Annotated in this window: 21 protein-coding genes; 5 read left to right on the forward strand and 16 right to left on the reverse strand. The window is 68.9% G+C overall.

Translation table 11 applies throughout. The annotated features are described in order from the left end of the window. The first annotated feature begins 77 nt into the window (after positions 1–77). Complete coding sequence (locus tag OHS16_RS08260) at positions 78–350, forward strand: hypothetical protein (RefSeq protein ID WP_328536521.1); 273 nt, start codon at positions 78–80, stop codon at positions 348–350. A 39-nt stretch (positions 351–389) separates the two neighbouring features. Here the strand turns inward: OHS16_RS08260 and OHS16_RS08265 are convergent, their stop codons facing one another. From OHS16_RS08265 to OHS16_RS08295, 7 genes are all read right to left on the reverse strand, one after another. Beyond that, on the reverse strand, positions 390–968 hold the full coding sequence (locus OHS16_RS08265) for a TetR/AcrR family transcriptional regulator (RefSeq protein ID WP_328536522.1): 579 nt from the start codon (positions 966–968) through the stop codon (positions 390–392). An 87-nt stretch (positions 969–1,055) separates the two neighbouring features. Continuing rightward, positions 1,056–2,648, reverse strand: a complete 1,593-nt coding sequence (serA, locus tag OHS16_RS08270; protein ID WP_328536523.1) for a phosphoglycerate dehydrogenase — start codon at positions 2,646–2,648, stop codon at positions 1,056–1,058. Positions 2,649–2,893: 245 nt separating this feature from the next. Then, a complete protein-coding gene (gene ilvC, locus OHS16_RS08275) occupies positions 2,894–3,895 on the reverse strand; it encodes a ketol-acid reductoisomerase (protein WP_328536524.1) in 1,002 nt (333 codons plus the stop codon). 137 nt (positions 3,896–4,032) lie between these two features. Continuing rightward, the gene (ilvN, locus tag OHS16_RS08280) at positions 4,033–4,560 is read right to left on the reverse strand and encodes an acetolactate synthase small subunit (RefSeq protein ID WP_328536525.1); all 528 of its coding nucleotides are present in this window, start codon (positions 4,558–4,560) and stop codon (positions 4,033–4,035) included. A 23-nt stretch (positions 4,561–4,583) separates the two neighbouring features. Beyond that, a complete protein-coding gene (locus OHS16_RS08285; protein ID WP_328536526.1) occupies positions 4,584–6,470 on the reverse strand; it encodes an acetolactate synthase large subunit in 1,887 nt (628 codons plus the stop codon). Positions 6,471–6,686: 216 nt separating this feature from the next. Continuing rightward, positions 6,687–9,530 carry a putative bifunctional diguanylate cyclase/phosphodiesterase gene (locus OHS16_RS08290; protein ID WP_328540758.1) on the reverse strand — a complete coding sequence of 948 codons (2,844 nt, stop codon included), beginning with the start codon at positions 9,528–9,530 and terminating at the stop codon, positions 6,687–6,689. Between the two features lie 307 nt (positions 9,531–9,837). Continuing rightward, complete coding sequence (locus tag OHS16_RS08295) at positions 9,838–10,776, reverse strand: 2-hydroxyacid dehydrogenase (protein WP_328536527.1); 939 nt, start codon at positions 10,774–10,776, stop codon at positions 9,838–9,840. A 47-nt stretch (positions 10,777–10,823) separates the two neighbouring features. Between OHS16_RS08295 and OHS16_RS08300 the strand changes: the two genes are divergently transcribed. The 3 genes from OHS16_RS08300 (at position 10,824) to OHS16_RS08310 (ending at position 13,387) form a co-directional block, all read left to right on the forward strand. Continuing rightward, entirely contained in the window at positions 10,824–11,816 is a 993-nt protein-coding gene (locus OHS16_RS08300) for an aldo/keto reductase (RefSeq protein ID WP_328536528.1), read from the forward strand. 202 nt (positions 11,817–12,018) lie between these two features. After that, complete coding sequence (locus tag OHS16_RS08305) at positions 12,019–13,155, forward strand: PQQ-dependent sugar dehydrogenase (RefSeq protein WP_328536529.1); 1,137 nt, start codon at positions 12,019–12,021, stop codon at positions 13,153–13,155. A gap of 55 nt (positions 13,156–13,210) precedes the next feature. Further along, a complete protein-coding gene (locus OHS16_RS08310; RefSeq protein WP_328536530.1) occupies positions 13,211–13,387 on the forward strand; it encodes a DUF6191 domain-containing protein in 177 nt (58 codons plus the stop codon). Here the strand turns inward: OHS16_RS08310 and OHS16_RS08315 are convergent. The 5 genes from OHS16_RS08315 to OHS16_RS08335 all read right to left on the reverse strand — a co-directional run bounded on the left by OHS16_RS08315 (position 13,353) and on the right by OHS16_RS08335 (position 20,240). Next, complete coding sequence (locus OHS16_RS08315; protein ID WP_328540759.1) at positions 13,353–16,421, reverse strand: helix-turn-helix transcriptional regulator; 3,069 nt, start codon at positions 16,419–16,421, stop codon at positions 13,353–13,355. The genes OHS16_RS08310 and OHS16_RS08315 overlap by 35 nt on opposite strands. Before the next feature lie 92 nt (positions 16,422–16,513). Then, a complete protein-coding gene (locus OHS16_RS08320) occupies positions 16,514–16,687 on the reverse strand; it encodes a hypothetical protein (RefSeq protein WP_328536531.1) in 174 nt (57 codons plus the stop codon). 187 nt (positions 16,688–16,874) lie between these two features. Then, the gene (locus OHS16_RS08325; protein ID WP_328536532.1) at positions 16,875–17,474 is read right to left on the reverse strand and encodes a hypothetical protein; all 600 of its coding nucleotides are present in this window, start codon (positions 17,472–17,474) and stop codon (positions 16,875–16,877) included. Between the two features lie 35 nt (positions 17,475–17,509). Next, complete coding sequence (locus OHS16_RS08330; RefSeq protein ID WP_328536533.1) at positions 17,510–18,064, reverse strand: GNAT family N-acetyltransferase; 555 nt, start codon at positions 18,062–18,064, stop codon at positions 17,510–17,512. Next, complete coding sequence (locus OHS16_RS08335; protein ID WP_328536534.1) at positions 18,042–20,240, reverse strand: MMPL family transporter; 2,199 nt, start codon at positions 20,238–20,240, stop codon at positions 18,042–18,044. Before OHS16_RS08335 ends, OHS16_RS08330 begins: the two co-directional genes overlap by 23 nt. Before the next feature lie 151 nt (positions 20,241–20,391). Between OHS16_RS08335 and OHS16_RS08340 the strand changes: the two genes are divergently transcribed. Continuing rightward, complete coding sequence (locus tag OHS16_RS08340; RefSeq protein ID WP_328536535.1) at positions 20,392–20,778, forward strand: RNA-binding S4 domain-containing protein; 387 nt, start codon at positions 20,392–20,394, stop codon at positions 20,776–20,778. Between the two features lie 63 nt (positions 20,779–20,841). On the opposite strand, the gene OHS16_RS08345 is transcribed toward OHS16_RS08340, so the two are convergent. The 4 genes from OHS16_RS08345 to gatA form a co-directional block, all read right to left on the reverse strand. Beyond that, positions 20,842–22,098, reverse strand: coding sequence for an SLC13 family permease (locus OHS16_RS08345; RefSeq protein ID WP_328540760.1), 1,257 nt, complete (start codon positions 22,096–22,098; stop codon positions 20,842–20,844). Between the two features lie 130 nt (positions 22,099–22,228). Continuing rightward, positions 22,229–23,737 (reverse strand): Asp-tRNA(Asn)/Glu-tRNA(Gln) amidotransferase subunit GatB, encoded by a 1,509-nt coding sequence (gatB, locus tag OHS16_RS08350; protein ID WP_328536536.1) that lies wholly within the window; start codon positions 23,735–23,737, stop codon positions 22,229–22,231. A gap of 16 nt (positions 23,738–23,753) precedes the next feature. Next, complete coding sequence (locus tag OHS16_RS08355) at positions 23,754–23,987, reverse strand: hypothetical protein (protein ID WP_328540761.1); 234 nt, start codon at positions 23,985–23,987, stop codon at positions 23,754–23,756. Between the two features lie 5 nt (positions 23,988–23,992). Then, positions 23,993–25,507: an Asp-tRNA(Asn)/Glu-tRNA(Gln) amidotransferase subunit GatA gene (gene gatA / locus OHS16_RS08360; protein WP_328536537.1), complete on the reverse strand. Its 1,515-nt coding sequence runs from the start codon at positions 25,505–25,507 to the stop codon at positions 23,993–23,995. Positions 25,508–25,513: the final 6 nt, after the last annotated feature.

A 25,513-nucleotide genomic window follows, 5' to 3' on the forward strand; every position in this document is an offset into this window, starting at 1 on the left:
CGCGGGGAATCCCCGTCTCCCACGGCTGCCCGGTGGCGACGGAGCCCGTGACCTGCCCTGGCTGCGGAGCGATCACCGTGATCACCGACCACCCGCTGAGTTTCGACCCGGACGAACAGGCCTGGAAACCGTTCAGGGACGCGACCTCGCGCTGGGTGGAGACGGGCGAGGGCGGCGTCGCCTGTGCCACCTGCGGGGCCGTTGCCCCGGTCGGCGACTGGCAGTTCGGCTTCGACCTCGGCGCGCCGGCGTTCGGCTTCTGGAGGTGGCCGCCGCTGGACGTCAGCTTCTGCGGGGAGTTCGGCAACCAGTTGGGGCACAGGACAGAGGAACAGGCGGGCACGTTCTGACCGTTCCCGGGACATCGCCCGCACCCGGGCCCTCGGGTCTCAGGGTTTCTCGTTCTCCACGATCACTCGCAGCCCATCGGTGAGGTCCTTGGCCGACGGCGCGGTCTCGGGATCGACCAGCCACTGCATCATCACCCCCGCCACCAGCGCCTGGTAGACGAGCCCGGCCGTGCGGACCCTCTCCGGATCGCTCTCCGGGTCGAGTCCCTGGAAGTTCTCCGCGAGACCCTGGCGGCCTTCCTGCTGGGGCCCCGCGATGGCCCTGCGCAGCTCCGGGTCCTCATCGATCCGTGACATGACCTCGAGCTGAAGCTTCCAGAGCGATCGGCTCGTCTCGTACGAACCGATGACTTTCCCCCACGCGGCCTCGAAGCGCTCGAACGGATCGGTGCTCTCCGACGGGTCATCGCCCGAGGGCGTGCTGACCGTGTCGCCCCACTCCTCGGTCACCTTCAGGAAGGCCTGGTTGAGCAGGGCCTCCTTGGAGCCGTAGTGGTAACCGATGGAGGCCAGGTTGGTGCCGGATGCGGCGACGATGTCGCGGGCCGTCGTCCGTGCGTACCCCTTTTCCAGCAGGCAGCGCTTGGCGCCTTCGAGCAGATCCTCACGATGTCCCATGACAGCAGCGTACCCGGTGGGTAGACGATCGTGTAAGACGAACGTCTACCCACCGGGTACGGGCTTCGATACAGGGGGTCCCGGACGTCAGTCGGTCAGATCGACCGAACGGGCCGATACCGCACCGATCTCGTCGGAGATCTCGGCGAGCACGGCCGGCGGCACGGTGTCGTCGACGGTGAGTACGACCAGCGCCTCGCCGCCGACAGCGGCGCGCGACACCTGCATGCCCGCGATGTTGAGACCGGCTTCGCCGAGGATCTTGCCGACCGCACCGACCACGCCGGGACGGTCCGCGTAGCGGAGCACGATCATGTGGTCGGAGAGTGCCACGTCCACGTCGTACCCGCCGACCGCGACGATCTTCTGGAGGTTCTTGGGACCGGCAAGCGTGCCGGAGACCGAAACCTCCTCACCGCCCGAGAGGGTGCCGCGCACAGTGACGACATTGCGGTGGTCCGGGGACTCCGAGCTGGTGGTCAGCCGGACCTCGACGCCGCGCTCCTGCGCGAACAGCGGGGCGTTGACGTACGAGACGGTGTCGTCGACGACATCCTCGAACACCCCCTTGAGGGCGGAGAGTTCGAGCACCTTGACGTCGTGCTGGGTGATCTCGCCGTACACCTCGACATCCAGGCGGACGGCGACCTCGCCCGCGAGCGCGGTGAAGATCCGGCCGAGCTTCTCGGCGAGCGGCAGTCCCGGGCGCACGTCCTCGGCGATGACCCCGCCCTGGACGTTGACCGCATCCGGCACCAGCTCACCGGCGAGCGCCAGACGCACGGACTTGGCGACCGCGATACCGGCCTTCTCCTGCGCCTCGTCCGTCGACGCACCGAGGTGCGGGGTGCAGACGACCTGGTCGAACTGGAAGAGCGGCGAGTCCGTGCAGGGCTCCTTCGAGTACACGTCCAGTCCCGCTCCGGCGACCCGGCCCTCCTTGAGGGCGGAGGCGAGCGCCTCCTCGTCGACGATCCCGCCGCGGGCGGCGTTGACGATCCGGACGTGCGGCTGCACCTTGTGCAGCGCCTCGTCGCCGATCAGACCCAGCGTCTCGGGGGTCTTGGGAAGGTGCACGGTGATGAAGTCGGAGACCTCGAGCAGCTCATCGAGGGTCAGCAGCTTCACCCCCATCTGGGCGGCGCGCGCGGGCTGTACATAGGGGTCGTACGCGACGATCTTCATGCCGAAGGCCGACATGCGCTGGGCGACCAGGACACCGATGCGGCCGAGGCCGACGACACCGAGGGTCTTCTCGCTCAGCTCGACACCGGTGTACTTGGAACGCTTCCACTCGCCGTTCTTGAGGGCGGTGTTGGCCTGCGGGATGTTGCGCGCGGTGGCGATCAGCAGGCCGCAGGCGAGCTCGGCAGCGGTGATGATGTTGGAGGTCGGAGCGTTCACGACCATGACGCCGGCCTTGGTGGCGGCGGAGACGTCGACGTTGTCCAGGCCGACACCGGCACGAGCGACGATCTTCAGCTTCTTGGCCGCCGCTACGGCCTCGGCGTCGACCTTGGTCGCCGAGCGCACCAGGATCGCGTCCACGTCGGCGATGGCGGGCAGCAGCTCGGCACGGTCCGCGCCGTTGCAGTGCCGGACCTCGAAGTCCGGGCCCAGTGCGTCCACGGTGGCGGGCGACAGCTCTTCAGCGATGAGTACGACAGGTTTCGAGCTCACGTGGGTCCTCACAAGTCCGTTGCGGACGGCCGTCCCGACGGCCGCAGGCGGAGGGGCTAGCCGCGTGGAAGACGCACGACGCTGTGGGCCTGACGCGTATGTTCTGAGCAGTGTAGTGGCGTTGCACGATGCTCCATCCGCCAAAGCGGAAGGATCACTCGTCCGTGGGAGGACGAGGTGGACAAGGCGGGGCAAGGAGGTGTCAGGGGGCTCCTCCGTTCGAGCAGCCCCCTGACCCGGATGCCTCAGGCGTCGTCGTTGGCGACCCAGCTCATGAGCTTGCGGAGCTCCTTGCCCGTGGTCTCGAGCAGGTGGTTCTCGTCGGCCGTCTTGTACTCGTTGTACTTCTTCAGACCGCCGTGGTACTCGTCCATCCAGTTCTTGGCGAAGGTGCCGTCCTGGATCTCGCCGAGGATCTTCTTCATCTCGGCCTTGGTCTGGTCCGTGATGATGCGCGGACCGCTGACGTAGTCGCCCCACTCGGCGGTCTCGGAGATCGACCAGCGCATCTTCTCCAGGCCGCCCTCGTACATGAGGTCCACGATGAGCTTCAGCTCGTGCAGGCACTCGAAGTACGCGATCTCGGGCTGGTAGCCGGCCTCGGTCAGGGTCTCGAAGCCCGCCTTGACCAGCGCGGCGGTGCCACCGCAGAGAACGGCCTGCTCACCGAAGAGGTCGGTCTCGGTCTCCTCCGTGAAGGTCGTCTTGATGACGCCGGCACGCGTGCCGCCGATGCCCTTGGCGTACGAGAGAGCCAGCTCCAGGCCCTTGCCCGACGGGTCCTGCTCGACGGCCACGATGCAGGGCACACCGCGACCCTCCTCGTACTGGCGGCGGACCAGGTGACCGGGGCCCTTGGGGGCGACCATGCAGACGTCGACGTTGGCCGGCGGCTTGATGAAATCGAAGCGGATGTTCAGGCCGTGGCCGAAGAACAGCGCGTCGCCGTCCTTGAGGTTGTCCTTGACGGACTCCTCGTAGACCTGAGCCTGGATCGGGTCCGGGACGAGGATCATGATGACGTCGGCCTCGGCGGACGCCTGGGCGGGGGTCACCACACGCAGGCCCTGCTCCTCGGCCTTCGCCTTGGACTTGGAGCCCTCGTGAAGACCGACGCGGACGTCCACACCCGAGTCACGCAGCGACAGCGCGTGGGCGTGGCCCTGACTGCCGTATCCGATGACGGCGACCTTGCGGCCCTGGATGATCGACAGGTCGGCATCGTCGTCGTAGAAAAGCTCGGCCACTGGGATATCTCCTTGGTGTGCAGGTGTTACGGCCCACCGTACGGCGGGCGGGGAGGGGAAGGTTGCTCGGTCTCGCCATACGAGCAGTCGGCACAGCGCTGCGCGAGCAGACGGCGCCGCGCTGTGCGAGGACTGGCTCAGGCGCTGCGGTCGAGGGCCCGCAGACTGCGGTCCGTGATCGAACGCGCGCCTCGCCCTATGGCGATCGACCCGGACTGGACAAGCTCCTTGATGCCGTACTGCTCCAGCATCTTGAGCATCGCGTCCAGCTTGTCGGAGCCCCCGGTGGCTTCGATGGTCACGGCCTCCGGGGAAACGTCCACGGTCTTGGCACGGAACAGCTGGACGATCTCGACGATCTGGGATCGGGTCTCGTTGTCGGCGCGGACCTTCACCAGGACGAGCTCACGCTGGATCGCAGCGCCGGGCTCGAGTTCGACGATCTTCAGGACGTTGACCAGCTTGTTGAGCTGTTTGGTCACCTGCTCGAGCGGCAGGTCCTCGACACTCACCACGATGGTGATGCGGGAGATGTCGGGGTGTTCGGTGACGCCGACGGCGAGTGAGTCGATGTTGAAGCCGCGGCGGGAGAACAGGGCGGCGATCCGGGCGAGGATACCCGGCGTGTTCTCGACCAGGACGGAGAGCGTGTGTTTGGTGGACATGTCGTCGGTCTCTCTCTGCTCTCTCAGTCGTCTTCGTTGTCGCCGAAGTCGGGACGGATACCGCGGGCGGCCATGACCTCGTCGTTGGAGGTACCGGCGGCCACCATCGGCCACACCATCGCATCCTCGTGGACGATGAAGTCCACGACGACCGGGCGGTCATTGATCGCGTTGGCCTCGGCGATGACCTTGTCCAGGTCCTCCGGGCGCTCACATCGCAGGGCGACACAGCCCATCGCCTCGGACAGCTTCACGAAGTCCGGGATCCGGGTGCCGCCGCTGCCCTTGCCGCCGACCGCGATGCCGTCGGCGCCGGGGCCGGAGTGCAGCACCGTGTTGGAGTAGCGCTGGTTGTAGAAGAGGGTCTGCCACTGGCGGACCATCCCGAGTGCGCCGTTGTTGATGATCGCGACCTTGATCGGGATGTTGTTCAGGGCGCAGGTGGTGAGTTCCTGGTTGGTCATCTGGAAACAGCCGTCGCCGTCGATCGCCCAGACCATACGGTCGGGCATTCCGGCCTTGGCGCCCATCGCGGCCGGGACCGCGTAGCCCATCGTGCCGGCGCCGCCGGAGTTCAGCCAGGTTGCGGGCTGTTCGTACTGGATGAAGTGGGAGGCCCACATCTGGTGCTGCCCGACACCCGCGGCGAAGATCGAATCCGGGTCGGCCGCCTGTCCGATGCGTTCGATCACCTGCTGGGGGGAGAGACTGCCGTCCTCGGGGAGGTCGTAGCCCAGCGGATAGGTGTCGCGCCAGCGATCGAGGTCCTTCCACCACGCCGCGTACCGGCCCTGCGCCGCGGCGCCGACCGTGCCGGCGGTGTGTTCGGCCTGGACCGCCTGCACCAGATCGGCGATGACCTCGCGGGCGTCCCCGACGATGGGGACGTCGACCTGGCGGTTCTTGCCGATCTCAGCAGGGTCGACATCCGCGTGGATGACCTTCGCGAACGGCGCGAAGCTGTCGAGCTTGCCGGTCACCCGGTCGTCGAAGCGGGTGCCGAGCGCGATCAGCAGATCGGACTTCTGCAGTGCGGTCACCGCGGTGACCGCCCCGTGCATGCCCGGCATGCCCACGTGCTGGCGGTGGCTGTCCGGGAACGCGCCGAGCGCCATCAGCGTGGTGGTGACCGGTGCCCCCGTGAGCTCCGCGAGAACCTTGAGCTCCGCGGTCGCCCCCGCCTTGATGACACCGCCCCCGACGTACAGCACCGGGCGCTTGGCCTGGGTGATGAGCCGGGCGGCCTCTCGGATCTGCTTGGCGTGCGGCTTGGTGACCGGCCGGTATCCGGGCAGTTCCTGGTGCGGCGGCCAGGAGAACGTCGTCCGCGCCTGGAGCGCGTCCTTCGCGATGTCGACCAGCACAGGACCCGGCCTGCCCGTCGAGGCGATGTGGAAGGCCTCGGCGATGGTCCGCGGGATGTCATCGGCCTTGGTCACCAGGAAGTTGTGCTTGGTGATCGGCATCGTGATGCCGCAGATGTCCGCCTCCTGGAAGGCGTCCGTGCCGATCGAGGCCGCCGCCACCTGGCCGGTGATGGCAACCAGCGGCACCGAGTCCATGTGGGCGTCGGCGATCGGAGTGACCAAGTTCGTGGCACCGGGCCCCGAAGTGGCCATGCAGACCCCGACCTTGCCGGTCGCCTGGGCGTAGCCGGTGGCCGCGTGGCCCGCGCCCTGCTCATGCCGGACCAGAATGTGACGGACCCGGCTCGAGTCCATCATCGGGTCGTACGCCGGAAGGATCGCACCACCAGGAATACCGAATACCGTGTCGGCGCCGACCTCCTCGAGAGAACGGATGAGGGACTGCGCGCCCGTGACGTGCTCGACGGTTGCGGACGACGGTCCGCCGTTTCGGGCCCGCGGCTGCGGGTGGTGGGCCCCGGTGGCCTGCTCGGTCATCGGCATTCTCTTCTCGAAGCTGAGGGTTTTTGTGTGGATTTTTTCGGTGTTCGGGTGGCGCCGGTGCAACAAAAAACCCCCCGTGCCGTGAGGCAAGCGAGGGGAGCGCGTCGGTGTGTTGGAGCGGAGCTGGTGTGGAGCTCTGCTTCAGCCGACGCGCTTTCCAAGTACGAGAATTCGGGTGTGCATGGCATTGACCCTCCCCCCGGCGCGTAGTGACTGTCAAGTGGGTGGGACTGGCGTCTCATTATGTGAGCGGACAAAGGATCTCGGGCCAATCAGTGCGGGCCGGGCCAGACCACCCGGAAGCGGGAACTGCGAACGGGTCAGGGAGCGGCGCAGCCGGTACTCGTCCAGTGGTCCGGAGAACGCCATTCCCTGTCCATGGGTGCATCCCATGGCACGCAGGGCTATCACCTGTTCGGGTACGTCCACCCCGTCTGCCACCGACTGCATGCCGAGGTCGCACGCGATCCGGAGCAGACCACTGGTGATCTTGTGCAGTCTTGCCGACTCCACCACACCCTCGACCAGACCCCGGTCCAGTCTGAGGACATCGACCGGGAGCCGGCGCAGGGCGCTTATCGCGGCATAGCCGCGGCCGAAGCCGTCCAGTGCGATCCGCACGCCGAGCCGGCGCAGAGCGAGAAGACGGCGTTCCAGCTCCTCGAAGGCGATCCTGGGGTCGCTGTCGGCGATCTCGATGACAAGGGCCCCGGAGGGAAGCGCATACCGGGTGAGGAGCGATTCGATGGATCCCAGCGGCAGGGACTTGTCGAGCAGCCTGCGGGCCGAGAGCCGGATCGCCACCGGCACGTGGTGTCCGGCGCTGCTCCGCTCCGCCGCCTGTTCCACGGCTTCCTCCAGGAGCCAGCGGCCCAGCTCGGTGGTGCGGGCGTGATCCTCGACATCACCTTGCTGCTGGACCCGCAGGAACTCCGCCGGAGTGAAGAGAATGCCCTGGGATGAACGCCATCGGGCCTGGGCGGCGACGGCGGCGATCCTTCCGGTGGTGAGACTCACCACCGGCTGGTGCAGCAGGGCGAATTCCCCATCGTGCAGGGCTGTTCGCAGCCTGGCGGTCAGTTCGGAGCGGCGGACCACCTCGGCCTGCATCTGGGGTGCGTACAGCTCGACACGGTTCTTGCCGCCGGCCTTCGCCCGGTACATGGCGAGGTCGGCATTGCGCATCAGGTCGGTCGGGCTGATGCCCGGACCGGCGAAGGCCACCCCGATGGAGGCCGCCACCCGCACCTCGCTGCCCTCGATGCGGTACGGCTGGGAGAGCCGCAGCCTGAGCCGGTCGGCGATCTCGTGGACCTGTTCCTCCCGGACACTCTGGTCGTGACTGCCGTTGCCCACGATGAGGGCAGCGAATTCGTCGCCCCCCAGACGTGCCGCGGTATCGCCGCCTCTGACCGAGTCCTGGAGGCGGTGGGCCGCCTGAATCAGCAGTTCGTCTCCCGCCTGATGGCCGATGGTGTCGTTCACCGCCTTGAATCCGTCGAGGTCGATGAAGAGGACGGCGGTGCCGTGGTCGGTGGCTCTGCGGCCGCCCAGAGCCTTGCGGACACGGGTGGTGAACAGCGCACGGTTGGGCAGATCGGTGAGCGGATCATGTTCGGCGTTGTGCTGCAACTGTGCCTGAAGGCGGACTCGTTCGGTCACATCGCGACTGTTGAAGATCAGCCCGCCCTGGTGCCGGTTGACGGTGGACTCGACATTGAGCCAGTCCCCCGCGCCCGAGCGGAATCGGCATTCGATACGGGTCGTGGGCTCCACCGCAGGCGCGGCCGCCAGGAACCTGCGTACCTCATGGACCACTCGCCCCAGGTCCGCGGGGTGGATGAGGGAGGCGAGCTCGGAGCCGACGAGATCCTCGGCGTCCCTGCCGTAGACACCGGCGGCGGCCGGGCTGACGTAACGCAGTATCCCGGTGGGCGCCGCGATCATGATGACGTCGCTCGACCCCTGAACCAGCGAGCGGAAATGGTTCTCCTTCTGCGCGAGTTCATGAGTGAGGGCGATGTTGTCCAGGAGCATGATGCCCTGCCGGACGACCAGCGCGAGCACGACCGTACAACCCGTCAGCACGACCACCCGGTCCACCCGGCGGCCGTCGATCACGTTGTAGAGGATTCCGAGGGTGCAGACCGCCGCGGCGAGATACGGCGTGAGAGCGGCCAGTGATCCGGCGATGGGGCGGCTCGGGAGCCTGAACTCGCGCGGCTCCGGCGCCCGGTCGGTGCCGGTGAAACCCGCAGCACCGAAGCGGGCCCCCCAGGGGGCGTAGGCGAGGAGCAGTGAACCGGCGAACCAGCCCGCGTCCAGCAGCTGCCCGGACTGGTAGTTCGCCCTCAGCAGCGGTGAGGTGAACAAGGCGTCGGAGAGCACGGTGAGGGCGAGTCCGGCGATCGCGGTGTTGATGGCCGAGCGGTTGGTGTTGGAGCGGCGGAAGTGCAGGGCGAGGACCATGGACACCAGCACGATGTCCAGCAGCGGATAGGCGAGGGACAGAGCGGCATGGGCCACGCTCTCCGTGCTGCCTTCCAGATGCGCGGTGTGCGCGAGGGCCAGGCTCCAGGAGAGGGTGAGCAGGGAGCCGCCGATGAGCCAGGAATCCAGCGCGAGACAGACCCAGCCGGCCCGGGTGACCGGTCGCTTGGCGAGGACCAGCAGCCCGACGATGGCGGGGGGCGCGAAGCAGAGGAAGAAGAGGTCGGCGAGGGAAGGGCTCGGAACGGGGACCTGCAGCACCACCTCGTACCATCCCCAGACCGCGTTTCCACAGGCGGCCATTGCCGAGGAGAGCGAGAACAGCAGCCAGGCGGGCCTGAACAGGCTTTCCCGGGTGCGTGCGTAGAAGAAGCAGGAAACAGCGGCGAGTGCCGCGGCGAGGCTGAGGCCGAAGTCTCCCATGACAAGTGCGAGTTCGTCGGAGCCCCAGTCGAAGGCCGCACCGACGGCATAGCCTCCGCACACCACGGCGAGGAGGAGTTGGGAGAGCAGACCCGATGAGCCGCCGGAGACCGACTGCCTGGCGAGAAGCGCTCCCGGCGCGCTCACCGGTCCTTCCCCGGTGTCGCCGCCTGCAACTGCGTCGAGCGCGGATCCGGGCGGTCCACCGGCATCGGCCGATGGCGTCGCCGGTGGTCCCACCGCGTCGGTCGGTTCGTCCATTGGCCGTGCATCGCCCGTCGCCCCCTCGAGATCTGTACGCTCCCCCGCACCGTGACCCTGTTGCGGCGCAGCCCCCTTCCGGACGATACACCAGTACCGTCACTCAGGGACATACCATCTCTACTCTCCGTGACGGACAGAAGGGTTACCTGCGCCTCGTACCACCGAAAGCCGAAAGACGTGCCAATACGGCCTATTCGGTCGTCATGACGAGGTTCTCCAGCGGCTCTCCGGCGGCGAACCTGCTGAGTTGGGCGGCCAGCAAACGCTTGGCACGCGGCAGGAACGCCGATGTCGGTCCACCCACATGCGGGCTGATGAGACACCCGGGGGCATGCCACAACGGGTGGCCGGCCGGCAGCGGTTCGGGGTCGGTGACATCGAGTGCCGCACGCAGCCGTCCCGACTCGAGTTCGACCAGGAGAGCCGCGGTGTCGACCACCGCTCCCCTGGCGACGTTCACCAGGAGCGCGCCGTCCTTCATCGCGGCCAGGAAGTCCTTGCTCACCAGGCCCTTCGTGTCGCCCGTGAGTGGCGTGGAGAGCACGACCACGTCGGCGTCCGGCAGGATTTTGTGCAGATCGGTGAATGCGCGCACCGGACCGCGCTCCACAGCACGCGCCGAGCGCGCGACGCGCATCACCCGCGCACACTCGAAGGGCGCGAGCCGGTCCTCGATGGCGGAGCCGATCGACCCGTAGCCGACGATCAGTACGTTCCTGTCGGCGAGTGCGGGACGGAACCCGGAGCGCCACTCCTCCTGTTGCTGGCCCTGCACGAAGTCGGGGATACCGCGCAGCGAGGCAAGAATCAGGGTGAGTGCCAGTTCGGCGGTGGACGCCTCATGGACGCCGCGGGCGTTGCAGAGCCGCACACCCGGGGGGAGGCCGCCGAGTCCCGGCTGCACATGGTCGATTCCGGCGGAGAGCGTCTGCACCACGCGCAGTGAACTCATCGCGGAGAGCGGTCGCAGGGCGATCTCCATGCCCCTCATGTACGGCACCACGTAGTACGCGCAGTCCGCCGGGTCGGCGGGGTACTCGGGGCCACCGTCCCAGAAGAGATATCGCGGCCCCTCGGGGAGTCCGTCGATCTCATCGGGCGGGATCGGGAGCCACACATCAGCAGTCATGGGCTGGAGGTTAGTTTGAGGGACGCGACGAGGGAGGATGCGGCCACGTGGAGCGCAGGACAATCGGGGCGACGGCGCTCGAAGTGGGTGCGATCGGGCTCGGCTGCATGCCGATGAGCTGGGCTTACACCGGCTCCCAGCAGCGGGGGGACCGATCACTGCGCACGGTGCACGCTGCACTCGACGCCGGCTGCACCCTGCTCGACACCGCCGACATGTACGGCCCTTTCACCAATGAACTGCTGCTCGGGCGGATCCTGAAGGAGCGTCGGGCGGACGCGTTCGTCTCCACCAAGTGCGGTCTGCTGGTGGGCGATCAGCACATCGTCGCGAACGGCCGCCCGGGCTATGTACGCAGAGCGTGCGACGCTTCTCTGCGGCGGCTGCAGACCGATGTGATCGATGTCTATCAGCTGCACAGGGCCGACCCGGAGGTGCCGGTCGAGGAGACCTGGGGCGCCATGGCCGATCTGGTGACCGCCGGAAAGGTACGGGCCCTCGGGTTCTGTGCGGTGGGTGCGCGGGCTTCGCGGCACCCCGGGGCGCGGCTCTACGACGTGACCGTCCGCCAGCTCGAGCGGGTCCAGCAGGTCTTCCCGGTCAGCGCGGTGGAGGCCGAGCTCTCGGTGTGGTCGCCCGAGGCACTGGACAGGCTGCTGCCCTGGTGCCGGGCGCGTGGGGTCGGTTTCCTCGCCGCGATGCCTCTGGGAAACGGGTTCCTCTCCGGGACGCTCACCCCCGGGCAGGGCTTCGAGCCCGATGACATACGGGCCAGACACCCTCGGTTCACGGCCGAGATGATGGCCGCCAACCAGCCGATCGTGGCGGGGCTTCGCCGGGTCGCCGAGCGGCACGGGGCGACGCCTGCACAGGTGGCCCTGGCCTGGGTGCTGGGGAGGGGGCCCGAGGTGGTACCGGTGGCGGGGGCCAAGCGGGAGAAGTGGGCGGTGGAGAACGCCCGGGCTGCGGAACTCGTGCCGACGGCGGATGATCTCAGGGAGATCGCCGGGCTGCCGGCCGCCCAGGGTTCCTGGGACTGATACCCGGGGGCGAGCAATGGGACCGCCGGGTCGAGGCCGGCCTACCGGGACGGCCGGCCGCGGGGGCCGGCGGAAGGCCGGGCGGAACGACCGGAAGGACCGGGCGACCGGCCGGACCGAATGGGAACCTCCGCCGTTGCTGCGGTGTAAGAGAGGTAGCTGTGCCGTCGTCGAAGGGACCAGAACCGTGCAACGTCCAGCTGTGACAGCCGCTTTGGCCGCCGCCGTGCTCCTGTCCGTGGCCGGGTGCTCCTCATCCCCGGAAACCGGAGGGCCACCGGCCGCGAGTCGTGGCCCCGGTGCTCATTCCTCCGCGGCCTCACCGGCATCCGATGTTCCCCCCGCCAAGGGGTCTGTGAAGGTGGTGTCGACCCTCACCACGGGCCTCAACTCGCCCTGGGGGGTCGCCCTGCTTCCGGAGGGGGATCTGCTGGTTTCCTCCCGGGACAAGGGGACCATCACCCGTGTAGACGCCCGAAGCGGCAAAAAGACGCTGCTGGGATCGGTGGCGGGTGTGGCACCGGCGGGCGAGGGTGGGCTGCTCGGGATCGCCCTCTCTCCGTCCTATGCGACAGATCATCTGGTCTACGCCTATTTCACCACCGCATCCGACAACCGGATAGCGCGGATGTTCTACGACGAGAAGCAGCCGCCGGGGCGGCAGCTGGGTGCGCCCGACACCATTTTCAAGGGCATCCCCAAGGGCACGATCCACAACGGCGGGCGGATCGCCTTCGGTCCGGACAAAATGCTCTACGCAGGGACCGGCGAGACAGGCGATCGTGGCATGGCCCAGGACAGGAAGGCACTGGGCGGGAAGATCCTCCGGATGACACCCGACGGGCGGCCGGTGCACGGGAATCCTTCGGCGGACTCCGTCGTCTACTCCTGGGGCCACCGCAATGTGCAGGGCCTGGCCTGGGACAAGGACAACCGGCTGTGGGCTGACGAATTCGGCCAGGACACCTGGGACGAGCTGAATCTCATCAAGCCCGGCAAGAACTACGGCTGGCCCGTCGTGGAGGGCAAGAAGGGGCAGGCGGGCTTCGTCGATCCGGTGGAGGAGTGGAGGACCTCAGAGGCCTCACCGAGCGGCATCGCCTACGCCGAGGGGTCCATCTGGATGGCCGGTCTCCGTGGCGAGCGGCTCTGGCGGATCCCGTTGAACGGCGACCGGCCCGCGGCCGCACCACAGGCGTTCCTTCAGGGCACGTACGGGCGGCTGCGCACGGTTGTGTCCGCCGGCGGGAACAAGCTGTGGCTGGTCACCAGCGAGACGGATTCACGCGGGACACCCGGCCCCGGCGACGACCGGATTCTCGAGCTGGAGGTGAAGTGACCGGGCTTACGCTGAAAGCGGTATCTCACCGTCGGGGCCTGGACAGGGGGTCTGGATGTTCAACCTGATCGAGGAACTGTTCACACCGGGACGCAAGCACACCGAGGACGAGAACAAGCGACTGGAGCTGTCCCGGGTCGACATCAATGACAACGACCCGGGCCGTGGACCGATAGATCTCGCCTCCGGGAAAGTGGTCATCCGGCCGGAGACGCGGCCTCGGCTTCCCTGACGGCACCGGTGAAGAGGTGCAACCGGTGTGCGATCGCCGCCGCCTCACCGCGGCCGGTGACGCCGAGTTTCGCGAGGATGTTGGACACGTGGACGCTGGCCGTCTTCGGTGAGATGAACAGTTCTTCAGCGATCTGACGATTGGTGCGTCCTGCCGCGACCAGGCTCAGCACGTCCCGCTCACGGCTGGTGAGACCGAAGCCGTCGTCAGCAGGTGCGGCGCCGGTGTCTGCCGCCGAGGCCGGACCGGACGGGGCCGGAGCATCGGTGAGAGAGATCCGGGCGCGCTGGGCGAGCAGCTCGGTCTCCTCACGGAGCGGCCGGGCACCGAGCCGGTCGGCCGTGGCATGGCAGAGGCGAAGGAGGCCGGCTGCCTTTTCCCGGTCGGAGCCCCGGCCGAGAAGCGCACCGGCCCAGTGCAGTCGGGTCTTGGCGAGTTCGTACGGCCGCTCCAGGGGCTCCAGCGCAGTGGCGGCCTCGGCCCAGCTGTCCGGCCGGTCCTGGCCCGCGGCACGTTCCAGTTCGGCGGCGACATGCAGTGCATAGGCATGCCAGAGCGGTACCGGGGTGGCGAGGCGCTTGGCCGTCGACCGGATCAGGGCCACGGCCTCGTCACGACCGGGTTCCGCCGAGGGCAGCCCCCGGGTGTTCGCCTCATAGGTGGCGGCTGCGAGCAGCAGGGGCCAGGCGTACCGCTGGGTGCCCGGTGGAAAACCGGTCTCCACCGCGCGGACGAGTTCGGCCCTGGCGTTGTCGATGCGCCCGTGCGCGGCCGCGACACCCAGGGCGCAGCGGGCGAGGGGGATGGAGTGCTGGGGCATCGGGTCATGGGTGCCGAAATGCTCCTTGGCGGCCTCCAGATGCCTGATGGCCGTGTCCGTCTCGCCGCGGGCCAGTGCGAGTTCGGCCAGCCGCAGGGTGGCATTGCCGCGCGGTTTGGCACTCAGCGCCGCGCGAAGCACCTGCTCCACACAGACAATGACATCGTCCCAGCGGCCCAGTGCGAAAAGGGACTCCCCCAGATTGGCGACGACCCAGGCCTCCTGGTCGCGCAGCCCGTACCTGCGGGTGACTTCGGCGCCCTCCGTGGCGACCACTACCGCTTCGCTGGAGCGGCCGACGGACTCCAGGTTCGACGCCAGGTTGGTATGGGCGCGGCAGTTCTCGCTGACCAGGCCGAGCTCCGCGGTTCTCTGCCTGATCGCGTACATCGTGGCGAGGCCGTCCTCAACGTCACCGGAGTCGACCATCAGGCTGCCGAGGGTGAGCCGGGCGTTGAGCTCGATGTCCTCCGCCTTGACCAGGCGGGCGTAGTCCACCGCACGTTCGCCGGCCGCCAGGCTGTCCGGGCCCGGTTCGTGGAGCATCCCCCAGCCGGCGGCGGTGGCGAGCACCTGGGCGTGCACGGCCGATGGCGGCAGCCCACGTACCAGCTCCTGAGCGGTGGCTATCTCGGTCCAGCCGTCGCCACGGGCCAGCGTCTGCACCAGTTTGGCGCGCTCGGTCCAGAACCAGGCGGCGCGAAGAGGGTCGTCCGCACCGGATTCGATGATGCGCAGCCCCTTCTTGGTGATCTTCAGCGCGCGCTCGCGCTCACCGCAGAAGCGCGCAGCCACCGCGGCTTCGGCGAGCAGGTCGAGATAGCGCAGCGCGGTTTCCGGTTCGCAGCCGCAGGCGGGATAGGCGTCCGCGTAGTCCATCGGCCGCAGCGCTTCCCGCACCCCGGACGGTGCGGTGTCCCAGACCTCCATCGCCCTTTCCAGCAGGCGCAGTTGTTCGGAGTAGGCATGTCGCTGCCGCGCCTCGGCCGAGGCCAGGAGAACGGCGGGCAGGGCCTTCGCGGCGTCATGGGCGTAGTACCAGTAACCGGCGAGCCTGGTGGTGCGCGCGTCGGGCCTGACGAGCGTGGGGTCGGCCTCCAGGGTCTCGGCGCAGCGCCGGTTGATCCGTGAGCGTTCGCCCGGCAGCAGATCGTCGCTGACCGCCTCGCGTACCAGCGAGTGGCGGAACCGGTAGCCGTCGCCGTCCGGGGTGGCGATCAGGATGTTGGCGCCGACGGCGGCCCGCAACGCCTCGATGAGATCGTCCTCGGCCAGCCGGGTGACCGCCGCGAGCAGCGGGTATTCGACGGTCGAGCCGCCTTCGGCGACAAAACGCACCACGCGCTGCGCGTCCTCGGGCAGCGCCTCGACCCTGACGAGCAGCAGATCGCGCAGTGAGTCGCTGATGCCGGATACCGCGCAGCTTCCGCTGCAGACGGCCAGCTCTTCGACGAAGAAGGCGTTGCCGTCGGACCGGGTGAAGATCTCCTCGGACAGAGAGGGAGCGGGCTCGGCAGCCAGGATGCCGGTCAGCTGGCGGTGTACCTCGCCGCGTGTGAAGCGGGCCAGTTCAACGCGCCGTACCGTGCGCAGCCGGTCCAGCTCTGCGAGCAGCGGGCGCAGTGGGTGGCGGCGGTGTATGTCATCGGCGCGGTAGGTGGCGACCAGGACGAGCCGCCCTCTGCTGAGCGTACGGAAGAGGTAGGAGAGCAGATGCCGTGTGGACGCGTCCGCCCAGTGCAGGTCCTCCAGGATCAGCACGACGGTGCGGTCGGCGGTTATCCGCTCCAGAAGCCGGACGGTCAGCTCGAAGAGCCTGGCAGTGCTGTCCTCGTGGTGCGCCTGGCGGGTGGTGTCGCCCAGCTCCGGCAGCAGCCGGGCCAGTTCGCCCTCCTGGCCCTCGATGGCCTCGGCCATCTCGTCGGGAAGGTGCCGGCGCAGCTCGCGCAGGGCGGTGGAGAAGGGAGCGTAGGGCAGACCGTCGGCGCCGATCTCCACGCAGCCGCCCACCGCCACGACGGACTGACGGCGGCACGCCTCGCCGAGGAACTCCTCGACCAGCCGGGTCTTGCCGACCCCGGCCTCACCGCCGATCACCAGCGCCTGAGGGTCTCCCGCAGCGGCGCGGGTGAGCGCATCGCGGAGAACGGTCAGCTCAGCTGCGCGACCGACGAATACCGGGCTGACGGACTTGAACTCCACAGGCCCGAGCATCGCACAGCCCACCGGCGGAGCGGCACCCGATATCCGGATGCCGCTCGCCGGGAGTCCGTTCGTCAGCGGGCCGGCCGCCTGCGCGCTCTTCATCAGGCGGCGCGCACGAACCGGGCCCGCAGTGAACTCACCGGCCCTTGCGATTCGAGTTTCCTGGACCGGCGGGCCGCCCGCCGGGCCTTGCGCGCCTCAGCGACGAGCCGCTGGGCCTCGGCCTCACGGATGAGGTCGGCGGCCTGCGTCTTGTGCAACTCGTACTCGAACATCGTGTTCTCCCCTGTGGTGAAGGCCGGTTGCGGCTTTCTCTCGATGCCTCAACTCTGGTCTCCCAGGGGGGTGCGCCACATCGGGCGACTGCCGCATCCTCATGGCGAAGGGGGCCTTAGGCGGCGTAGGCGGGTGCTTACGTACGGCCCAGGGCCCCCTCGGGGTGCCTTAGTGGTGCGGCTGGTGTTACTGAGTCGGCGCAGGAGCCGAGGCGGGAGCGCTCGGCAGGGCGGCGAACAGGTCGAAGTACATGCCCAGGGAGATCACCACGCCGATGACGGCGAGGGCGACGGCGCCCCATGCGACGGCGCGTACCCAGACTGCCTGCGTCCGGCCGGGCGCCGTGAAGGACGGCACGGCCAGCACGGCCAGGCCGACGAGGAGTGCCAGCAGCGCGAACACACCGTTGACCAGGGCGGTGGTGTGCCATGAGTCGCCGTAGACCTCGTGGATCTGCTGCGAGGCGGAGGCGCCCTGGGAGAGTTTCATCTGGCCGGACAAGGTCTCGCGCTCGGAGAGCACCTTGCCCATCCAGCTGCCGCTGATGGCTACGAACCCGAGTGCTGCGGCGACGACCGCAGCCGCGCCCGCGCCGATCCCGGACCTGCGTGCACCGGGAACATCGGTCTCCTGCGGCGTGCCTTCTGCTTCCTCTTCGGCGGCGGCGTCATCTGTGATGTCGGCGTCCTCCGCGGCCGCCTCAGCCGCGGCCCCCTCGGCCTCGGCGGCCTGCACCTGGGCGGCGGCGGAGTCGTCGGTCGTGTCGGGCTTGGTGGTGGCGTTCATGCGCCGCACGCTAGGGGGCCTTTCTGAGAGCCGCCTTAACGCTCCCTGTGAGCCCTCCATCCGGGTGCCAGGACCGCCCAGACCTCCGTGTCATGCCGTATCCCCCGATACGGATAGTTCTCCCGCAGCGTCCCCTCGTGCACCATGCCCAGCCGCTCGGCGACGCTGGTGCTGGCCTTGTTGGTCGAGGAGGCCCGCCATTCGACGCGGTGCATTCCCCGGGCCTCCACCGCCCAGTCGATGATGACCCGGGCCGCACGTGTGACCAGGCCGCGGCCGGTCCCGGCGGGCTCGAGCCAGCAGCCCACCTCACAGACCCCCGTCGCCGCGTCGAAGTTCGGGAAGAGCACTCCGCCGACCAGGACGCCGTCGAGCCGGATGCCGTAGATCCTGCCCGTGTCGGCGGCCTGCTTCTCCGCGTACGACCGGAGGAAGGCACGGGCCGATTCCAGGTCGGGTGCGATCTCGGCGAGGGCGATGTACTCGCCGATGTACTCCCGCCCCCGGTCCAGGTGTGCGAGGTACTCCTCGGCCTGCCAGGGTTCCAGAGGACCCAGCTCCGCGCCCTCACCCAGCGATATCGCGTACATGCATCTCCTCGGCCACCGTCGTCGGCTGTCCGGGAATCTTCCCACGGGACCTGCGTCCGGGGGGCTCGATACTGAGGCGCGGCAGACGCCGGTCCAGCCAGCCGGGCAGCCACCAGTTGGCACCGCCCAGCAGATGCATCAGGGCCGGCACCAGAAGAGTGCGGAGGACGAAGGCGTCGAGTGCGACAGCCGCGGCGAGCGCGATGCCGAACATGGCGATCACCCGGTCGCCGCTGAGGACGAAGGCCAGGAAGACCGAGATCATGATCACGGCCGCCGAGTTGATCACTCGGCTGGTCTCGGCGAGGCCGACCCGCACAGCGCGCCGGTTGTCACCGGTCTCCAGCCACTCCTCGTACATCCGGCTCACCAGGAAGACCTGGTAGTCCATGGAGAGCCCGAAGAGGACCGAAACCATGATCACGGGCAGGAACGGTTCTATCGGGCCCGCTCTGCCGAGCCCGAGCAGTTCGCTCCCCCATCCCCACTGGAAGACCGCGGTCACCACACCGAAGGCCGAGGCCACGGCCGCCACGTTCATGACCGCGGCCTTGACCGGAATGCCTACCGACCGGAAGGCGAAGAGCAGCAGCAGACAGCCGAGCCCGGTGACCACACCGATGAAGAGCGGCAGCTTGCCCACGATGACCTGAGCGAAGTCGTCGTAGCTCGCGGTGACGCCACCGACATGGACATCGAGCGACGTGCCGCTCTCCACCCCCGGCAGGACATCCTCACGGAGCCGGTCGACGAGATCGCTGGTCCTGCTCGACTGCGGAGCCGAGTCCGGGACGACGGTGAGTACGGCGGTGTCGCCGCTGCCGTTGTAGGTGATGCGGCTGACCGATGCGATATCCGCGGTACCGCGGAGCAGCACGGGCAGCCGGCCAAGTGCGATCCGGTCCCCCGGGCCTTCGAGCCGGGCCACCAGGGTGAGCGGCCCGTTGGCGCCCGGCCCGAACCCCTCACCGAGCAGATCGTAGGCCTGCCGAGTGGTGGTGCCCTGCGGGCTGTTGCCCTGATCTGATGTGCCCAGGTGGAGACCGAACGTCGGCAGCGCGAGGACCAGCATCATCGCGGCCGCCAGCGCACCCAGCAGCTTGGGGTGCCGCTCCACGAACGCCGACCACCGGGCGGCGAGCCCGGTGGGCAGTTCCGGCCGCGGGCCGTGTTCGGCGAGTGTGCGCCGCTCCCGGCGGCTCAGCGCACGGGTGCCGATGAACGACAGCAGGGCGGGCAGCAGGGTCACCGAGGCGGCCACGGTAAGCAGCACGGTGAGGCAGGCGGCGACCGCGACACCGTCGAGGAAGCTCAGGTTCAGGATCAGCATCCCGAGCAGCGCGATGCACACCGTCGCGCCGGCGAAGACGACCGCGCGCCCTGTGGTGCTCACCGCCCGAGTGGCGGCCTCGGTGACGGAGAGCCCGCTGCGCAGTCCCTTGCGGTGTCTGGTCACGATGAACAGGGCGTAGTCGATACCGACCCCGAGCCCGATCAGCATCCCGAGCATCGGGGCGAAGTCGGCGACGGTCATGGCGTGACCGAGCAGTCCGATCCCGGCGTACGCGGTGCCCACCCCCACGAGCGCGGTGGCGATGGGCAGCAGACTGGCGGCGAACGAACCGAACGCCAGAAAGAGGACCGCGGCGGCGACCGCGACGCCCGCGATCTCACTGGTGTGCGCACTGGTCGTCTGGGTGAGCGCGATCGCGCTGCCCCCGAGTTCGACCCGCAGTCCGTGTGCCTGCGCCGCCTTCGCGGTGTCGACGACGGCCTCGACCCGGTCCACCGGGACCTCGTCGGCCTGCGCCGTGAAGGTGACCGTGGCGTACGCGGTGCGGCCGTCCCCGCTGATGTGCGCCGCACCGACGGACGCGACCCCGGGGAGGCCGTCGATCCGGTTCAGGGTCTGCGTCATCCGCTGGACGACGCCGGACGCCCGGACGCTGCCGTGGTCCGTGTGCCAGACGACGGTGTCACTGTCGCCGCCCCGGCCGTGGAAGCCCTTGTCGAGCAGGGCGGTGGCCCGGCCGGACTCGGTACCCGGCGCCTCGTAGTCGTTGGAGTAGGCGGATCCGGCGAACGCGGCGGCGGCCGCCGTGCCCCCCAGAGCGAGGAGCCAGAGCACAACGGCGAGAAGTCGGTGCCTGATGCACCACCGGGCGATGGCTGCCAACGGACTGCTCCCTGGGGATTCGTGGACCTTGACCGGGAACAGCCCGTAAGGAGCACATGACCTGTGATGGGTCACTGTGTCATCAAAAAATGATCAATTGACCAGTTCATGAGGTTAGTCACAGAGGCGTCCGCAGCCGTAGGGTCGGGGCATGGCTGCAGAAGAGGGGACCGTACGGCTGGACACCTGGATCTGGTCGGTGCGCCTCACCAAGACTCGTTCGCAGGCCGCCGCGGCCTGCCGCGCCGGACATGCCCGGCTGAACGGCGAGCGCGTCAAACCGGCCCACGGAGTGCAGGTGGGCGACGAGGTCCGGCTGTTCCATGCCGGCCGCGAGCGGATCGTCAAGGTAGTACGCCTGGTGCGCAAGCGGGTCGGCCCGCCGGTCGCCGCGGAATGCTACGTCGACAACAGCCCGCCGCCACCGCCGCGCGAGGCCACGGTCGACGTCCCGGTGCGTGATCGGGGTGCCGGACGGCCCACCAAGCGGGACAGGCGCGAGATGGAGCAGCTGAGGGGCGATCTCAGGGCGCGTTAGTGCGGGGGCCCGGCAGGGCCCGGTGCACCACCGCGGCCCCGGCGCACCCGGGCCCTGCCTTTGTCACACCCCGATCACGGACAGCGCCCCCCAGAGCGCCGCCGCCGAGACGGCCAGGGTCGCCGGCACGGTCAGCAGACCGAGCCGCGAGAAGGTTCCGAGCTCCGGTTCGCTCCCGTGTTCGTTCATGATCCGGCGCCACAGCAGCGTGGCGAGCGATCCGACATAGGTCAGATTGGGGCCGATGTTCACCCCGATCAGCGCGGCAAGGACGGGCCCGGGGCCGGCGGGGCCCACCACCGGCAGCAGCGCCAGGATCGCCGGCAGGTTGTTGATGACATTGGCCAGCACGGCCGCCACCCCGGCCACCGCGAGCAGCGCCGGCAGCGAGGCGCCGTCCGGCAGCAGCCGTCCGATGCCGTCGCCGAGCCCGTTGTCGACGACCGCTTTAACCACGACGCCCAGTGCCAGGACGAAGAGGCAGAAGAACGGGTTGGCGTCGCGCACCAGCGCCGTTGCGGTGGTCCGTTTCCGCAGCAGGGCGCGGACCGCGAGCACCAGGGTGCCGGCGAGGGCGGCCCACACCGGTTCAGCGCCCGCGAACGAGGTCAGCACGAAACCGGCCAGCGTCAGCCCGACCACCACCAGGGTGAAAACCGGCGTCCTGGTCCGTTCAGCCGCATCGGGCGCATGGGCGCCCGCCGCCAGATCAGTGGCGAAGAAGCGACGGAAGACCAGGTACTCGACGGCGATGGCGGCCAGCCAGGGCAGCGCCATCAGCCCGGCGAACCGGCTGAAGCTCAGGCCGCTCGCGGTGAACGCCAGCAGGTTGGTGAGGTTGGAGACCGGCAGCAGCAGGGAGGCCGAGTTGGCGAGATGGGCACAGGCATAGACATGCGGGCGCGGACGGGCGCCGACCCGCGCGGCCGTCGCGAAGATCACCGGGGTGAGCAGCACCACGGTGGCGTCCAGGCTCAGTACGGCGGTCACGACCGCCGCGACGCCGAACACCCCGCCGAGCAGCCGCACCGGCCGCCCCACGCAGAGCCGCGCCACGAAGTCGCCGGCTGCCGCGAACAGCCCGTCGTCGGCGCAGAGCTGGGAAAGCACGAGCACCGCCGCGAGGAAGCCCACCACCGGCAGCAGGGTGCGTGTCTGCTCCCAGGCCTCGGACGGCGAGACGGCTCCGAGGCCGACGACGAGCGCGGCCGCTGGGACAGCTGCGGCTGCCTCGGGGCGGCCCTGCGGGCGGGCGACGGCGAAGGCGAGTACGGCGAGCAGCAGGGCTGCGGAGACGATCTCCGCGGAGAGGGTGTTCAGGGGGTGCTCCGTGGAGGTGGGCCGGTGGCTGCCGCCTTCGCGGTGCTGCTCCGGCTGATTCAAAGAAAACGCCCTGGGGCGGCGTACCAGCTGGTACGCCGCCCCAGGGGTGTGCCGGGACGGGCTTCGGTCAGCCCTCGGCCCCGAGCTTCTCCAGGATCAGCTCGCGCACCCGTGCCGCGTCGGCCTGTCCCCGGGTGGCCTTCATGACCGCTCCGACCAGTGCGCCCGCAGCCGCCACCTTGCCGCTGCGGATCTTGTCGGCGATCGCCGCGTTCGAGGCGATCGCCTCGTCGACCGCGGCCCCCAGCGCGCTGTCGTCCGATACGACCTTCAGGCCGCGCTTGTCCACGACCTCGTCCGGACCGCCTTCACCGGCGAGCACTCCATCGATGACCTGGCGCGCCAGCTTGTCGTTGAGGTCACCGGACGCGACGAGCGCGGAAACCCGGGCGACCTGCTCGGGCGTGATCGGCAGCGCGGTGAGCTCACGACCGGACTCGTTGGCGTTACGGGCCAGCTCGCCCATCCACCACTTGCGGGCCTGGTCCGCGGGGGCGCCTGCCTCGATCGTGGCGACAATCGGAGCGATGGCGCCGGCGTTGAGGATCGACTGCATGTCGAACTCGGAAACGCCCCACTCCTCGCGCAGCCGGTTCCGGCGAGCCCGCGGCATCTCGGGCAGTCCGGCCCGCAGCTCCTCGACCCAGTCGCGCGCCGGCGCGACGGGGACCAGGTCGGGCTCCGGGAAGTACCGGTAGTCCTCGGCGTTGTCCTTGATGCGGCCGGCCGTGGTCGAGCCGTCCTCCTCGTGGAAGTGCCGGGTCTCCTGCACGATCGAGCCGCCGGAGTTCAGCACCGCCGCGTGCCGCTGGATCTCGAAACGGGCGGCACGCTCCACCGAACGGAGCGAGTTGACGTTCTTCGTCTCCGAGCGGGTGCCCAGCTTCTCGACACCGTGCAGACGCAGCGACAGGTTCACGTCGCAGCGCATCTGGCCCTGCTCCATCCGCGCCTCGGAGACGCCGAGCGCCTTGATGAGTTCGCGCAGCTCCGCGACGTACGCCTTCGCCACCTCGGGGGCCCGCTCGCCGGCGCCCTCGATCGGCTTGGTGACGATCTCGATGAGCGGGATACCGGCACGGTTGTAGTCGAGCAGCGAATGGGACGCACCGTGGATACGGCCGGTGGCGCCGCCGACGTGCAACGACTTGCCGGTGTCCTCCTCCATGTGGGCGCGCTCGATCTGCACCCGGAAGACCTCGCCGTCCTCCAGCTGGACGTCCAGATAACCGTTGAAGGCGATCGGCTCGTCGTACTGGGAGGTCTGGAAGTTCTTCGGCATGTCCGGATAGAAGTAGTTCTTCCGGGCGAAACGGCACCACTCGGCGATCTCGCAGTTCAGCGCGAGGCCGATCTTGACTGCGGACTCCACGCCGATCGCATTGACGACCGGTAGCGAGCCGGGCAGGCCGAGGCAGGTGGGGCAGGTCTGCGAGTTGGGCTCGGCACCCAGCTCGGTCGAACAGCCGCAGAACATCTTGGTCCTGGTGCCGAGCTCGACATGGACTTCGAGGCCCATGACGGGGTCGTACGTCGCGAGGGCTTCCTCGTACGGCGCGAGTTCAGTGACGGTCACGATGAAGTTTTCCCTCTCAGCCCAGCAGGACGTCGTCGTCGCCCAGGCGCTTCAGTTCGCGGTAGAGAATCGCCAGCCCGGTGACGATCGCGGCAGCCGAGACGGCGGCGTCCACCAGCCGCAGCGTGTCATTCTCCTTGCGGGCCAGTTTGGCCTGCTTGGCGACGCTGAGTGCACCCATGGCGGTGGTACCGAGGGACAGGTAGACGCCGGACTTGGACTTCTTGAAGTTCTTGGCCTTCTTGGTCATGGCACTCACAACGACGGAGCCTCCTCGAGCAGCGGGTGCCCCCACTTTTCCACGAAGGCCGCCTCTACGGCGGCTCCGACCTTGTACAGCCGGTCGTCCTTCATGGCGGGGGCGATGATCTGCAGCCCGACCGGGAGTCCGTCCTCGGGGGCCAGACCGCACGGCAACGACATGGCGGCGTTGCCGGCCAGGTTGGTCGGGATGGTGCACAGGTCCGCAAGGTACATCGCCATCGGGTCGTCGGCACGCTCACCGATCGGGAAGGCGGTGGTGGGCGTGGTCGGCGAGACGATGACGTCGACCTGCTCGAATGCCTTCTCGAAGTCCTGCGTGATGAGGGTGCGGACCTTCTGGGCGCTGCCGTAGTACGCGTCGTAGTACCCGGAGCTGAGCGCGTAGGTACCCAGGATGATGCGGCGCTTGACCTCGTCACCGAAGCCCGCCTCACGGGACAGCGCGGTGACGTCCTCGGCCGACTTCGTCCCGTCGTCACCCACCCGCAGCCCGTACCGCATGGCATCGAAACGGGCCAGGTTCGAACTGCACTCCGACGGAGCGATCAGGTAATAGGCCGAAAGCGCCAGGTCGAACGACGGGCAGTCCAGCTCCACGATCTCGGCGCCCAGCGCCTTGAGGAGCTCGACGGACTCGTCGAAGCGCTGGATGACACCGGCCTGATAGCCCTCACCGCGGAACTGCTTGACGACGCCGACCCGCATTCCGGTCACCGAGCCGTTGCGTGCGGCCTCGACGACCGGCGGGACCGGTGCGTCGATGGACGTCGAGTCGAGCGGGTCATGGCCGGCGATGACCTCGTGCAGCAGAGCTGTGTCCAGCACCGTACGCGCGCACGGCCCGCCCTGGTCGAGGGAGGACGAGAACGCCACCATGCCGTAGCGGGAGACGGCGCCGTAGGTCGGCTTGACGCCGACGGTGCCGGTGACGGCTGCGGGCTGGCGGATCGAGCCGCCGGTGTCCGTACCGATCGCCAGCGGCGCCTGGTATGAAGCGAGCGCGGCGCTGGAGCCGCCGCCCGAACCGCCGGGGATACGGGTGAGGTCCCAGGGGTTGCCAGTGGGGCCGTAGGCGCTGTTCTCGGTGGACGAGCCCATCGCGAACTCGTCCATGTTGGTCTTGCCGAGGATCACCACATCAGCGGCCTTCAACCGCTGCGTCAGCGTCGCGTCGTACGGCGGAAGCCACCCCTCGAGGATCTTCGAACCGACCGTGGTCGGCACACCCTTCGTCGTGAAGATGTCCTTGAGAGCGAGCGGAACCCCGGCCAGCGGACCGAGCTTCTCACCCCGCTCCCGCTTCGCATCCACCGCACGCGCCTGCGCCAGCGCACCCTCACGGTCCACATGCAAAAACGCGTGAACCTTCTCGTCCACCGCCTCGATCCGCGCCAGATGAGCCTCGGCCACCTCGACCGCCGACAACTCACCCGAGGCAATCCTCGCAGCCGTCCCAGCCGCAGTGAGCCTGATAATGCTGTCCGTGCTGTCTGTACTGTCCTTCATGACGGC

It is taken from the genome of Streptomyces sp. NBC_00344, from assembly GCF_036088315.1.
GTDB lineage: Bacteria > Actinomycetota > Actinomycetes > Streptomycetales > Streptomycetaceae > Streptomyces.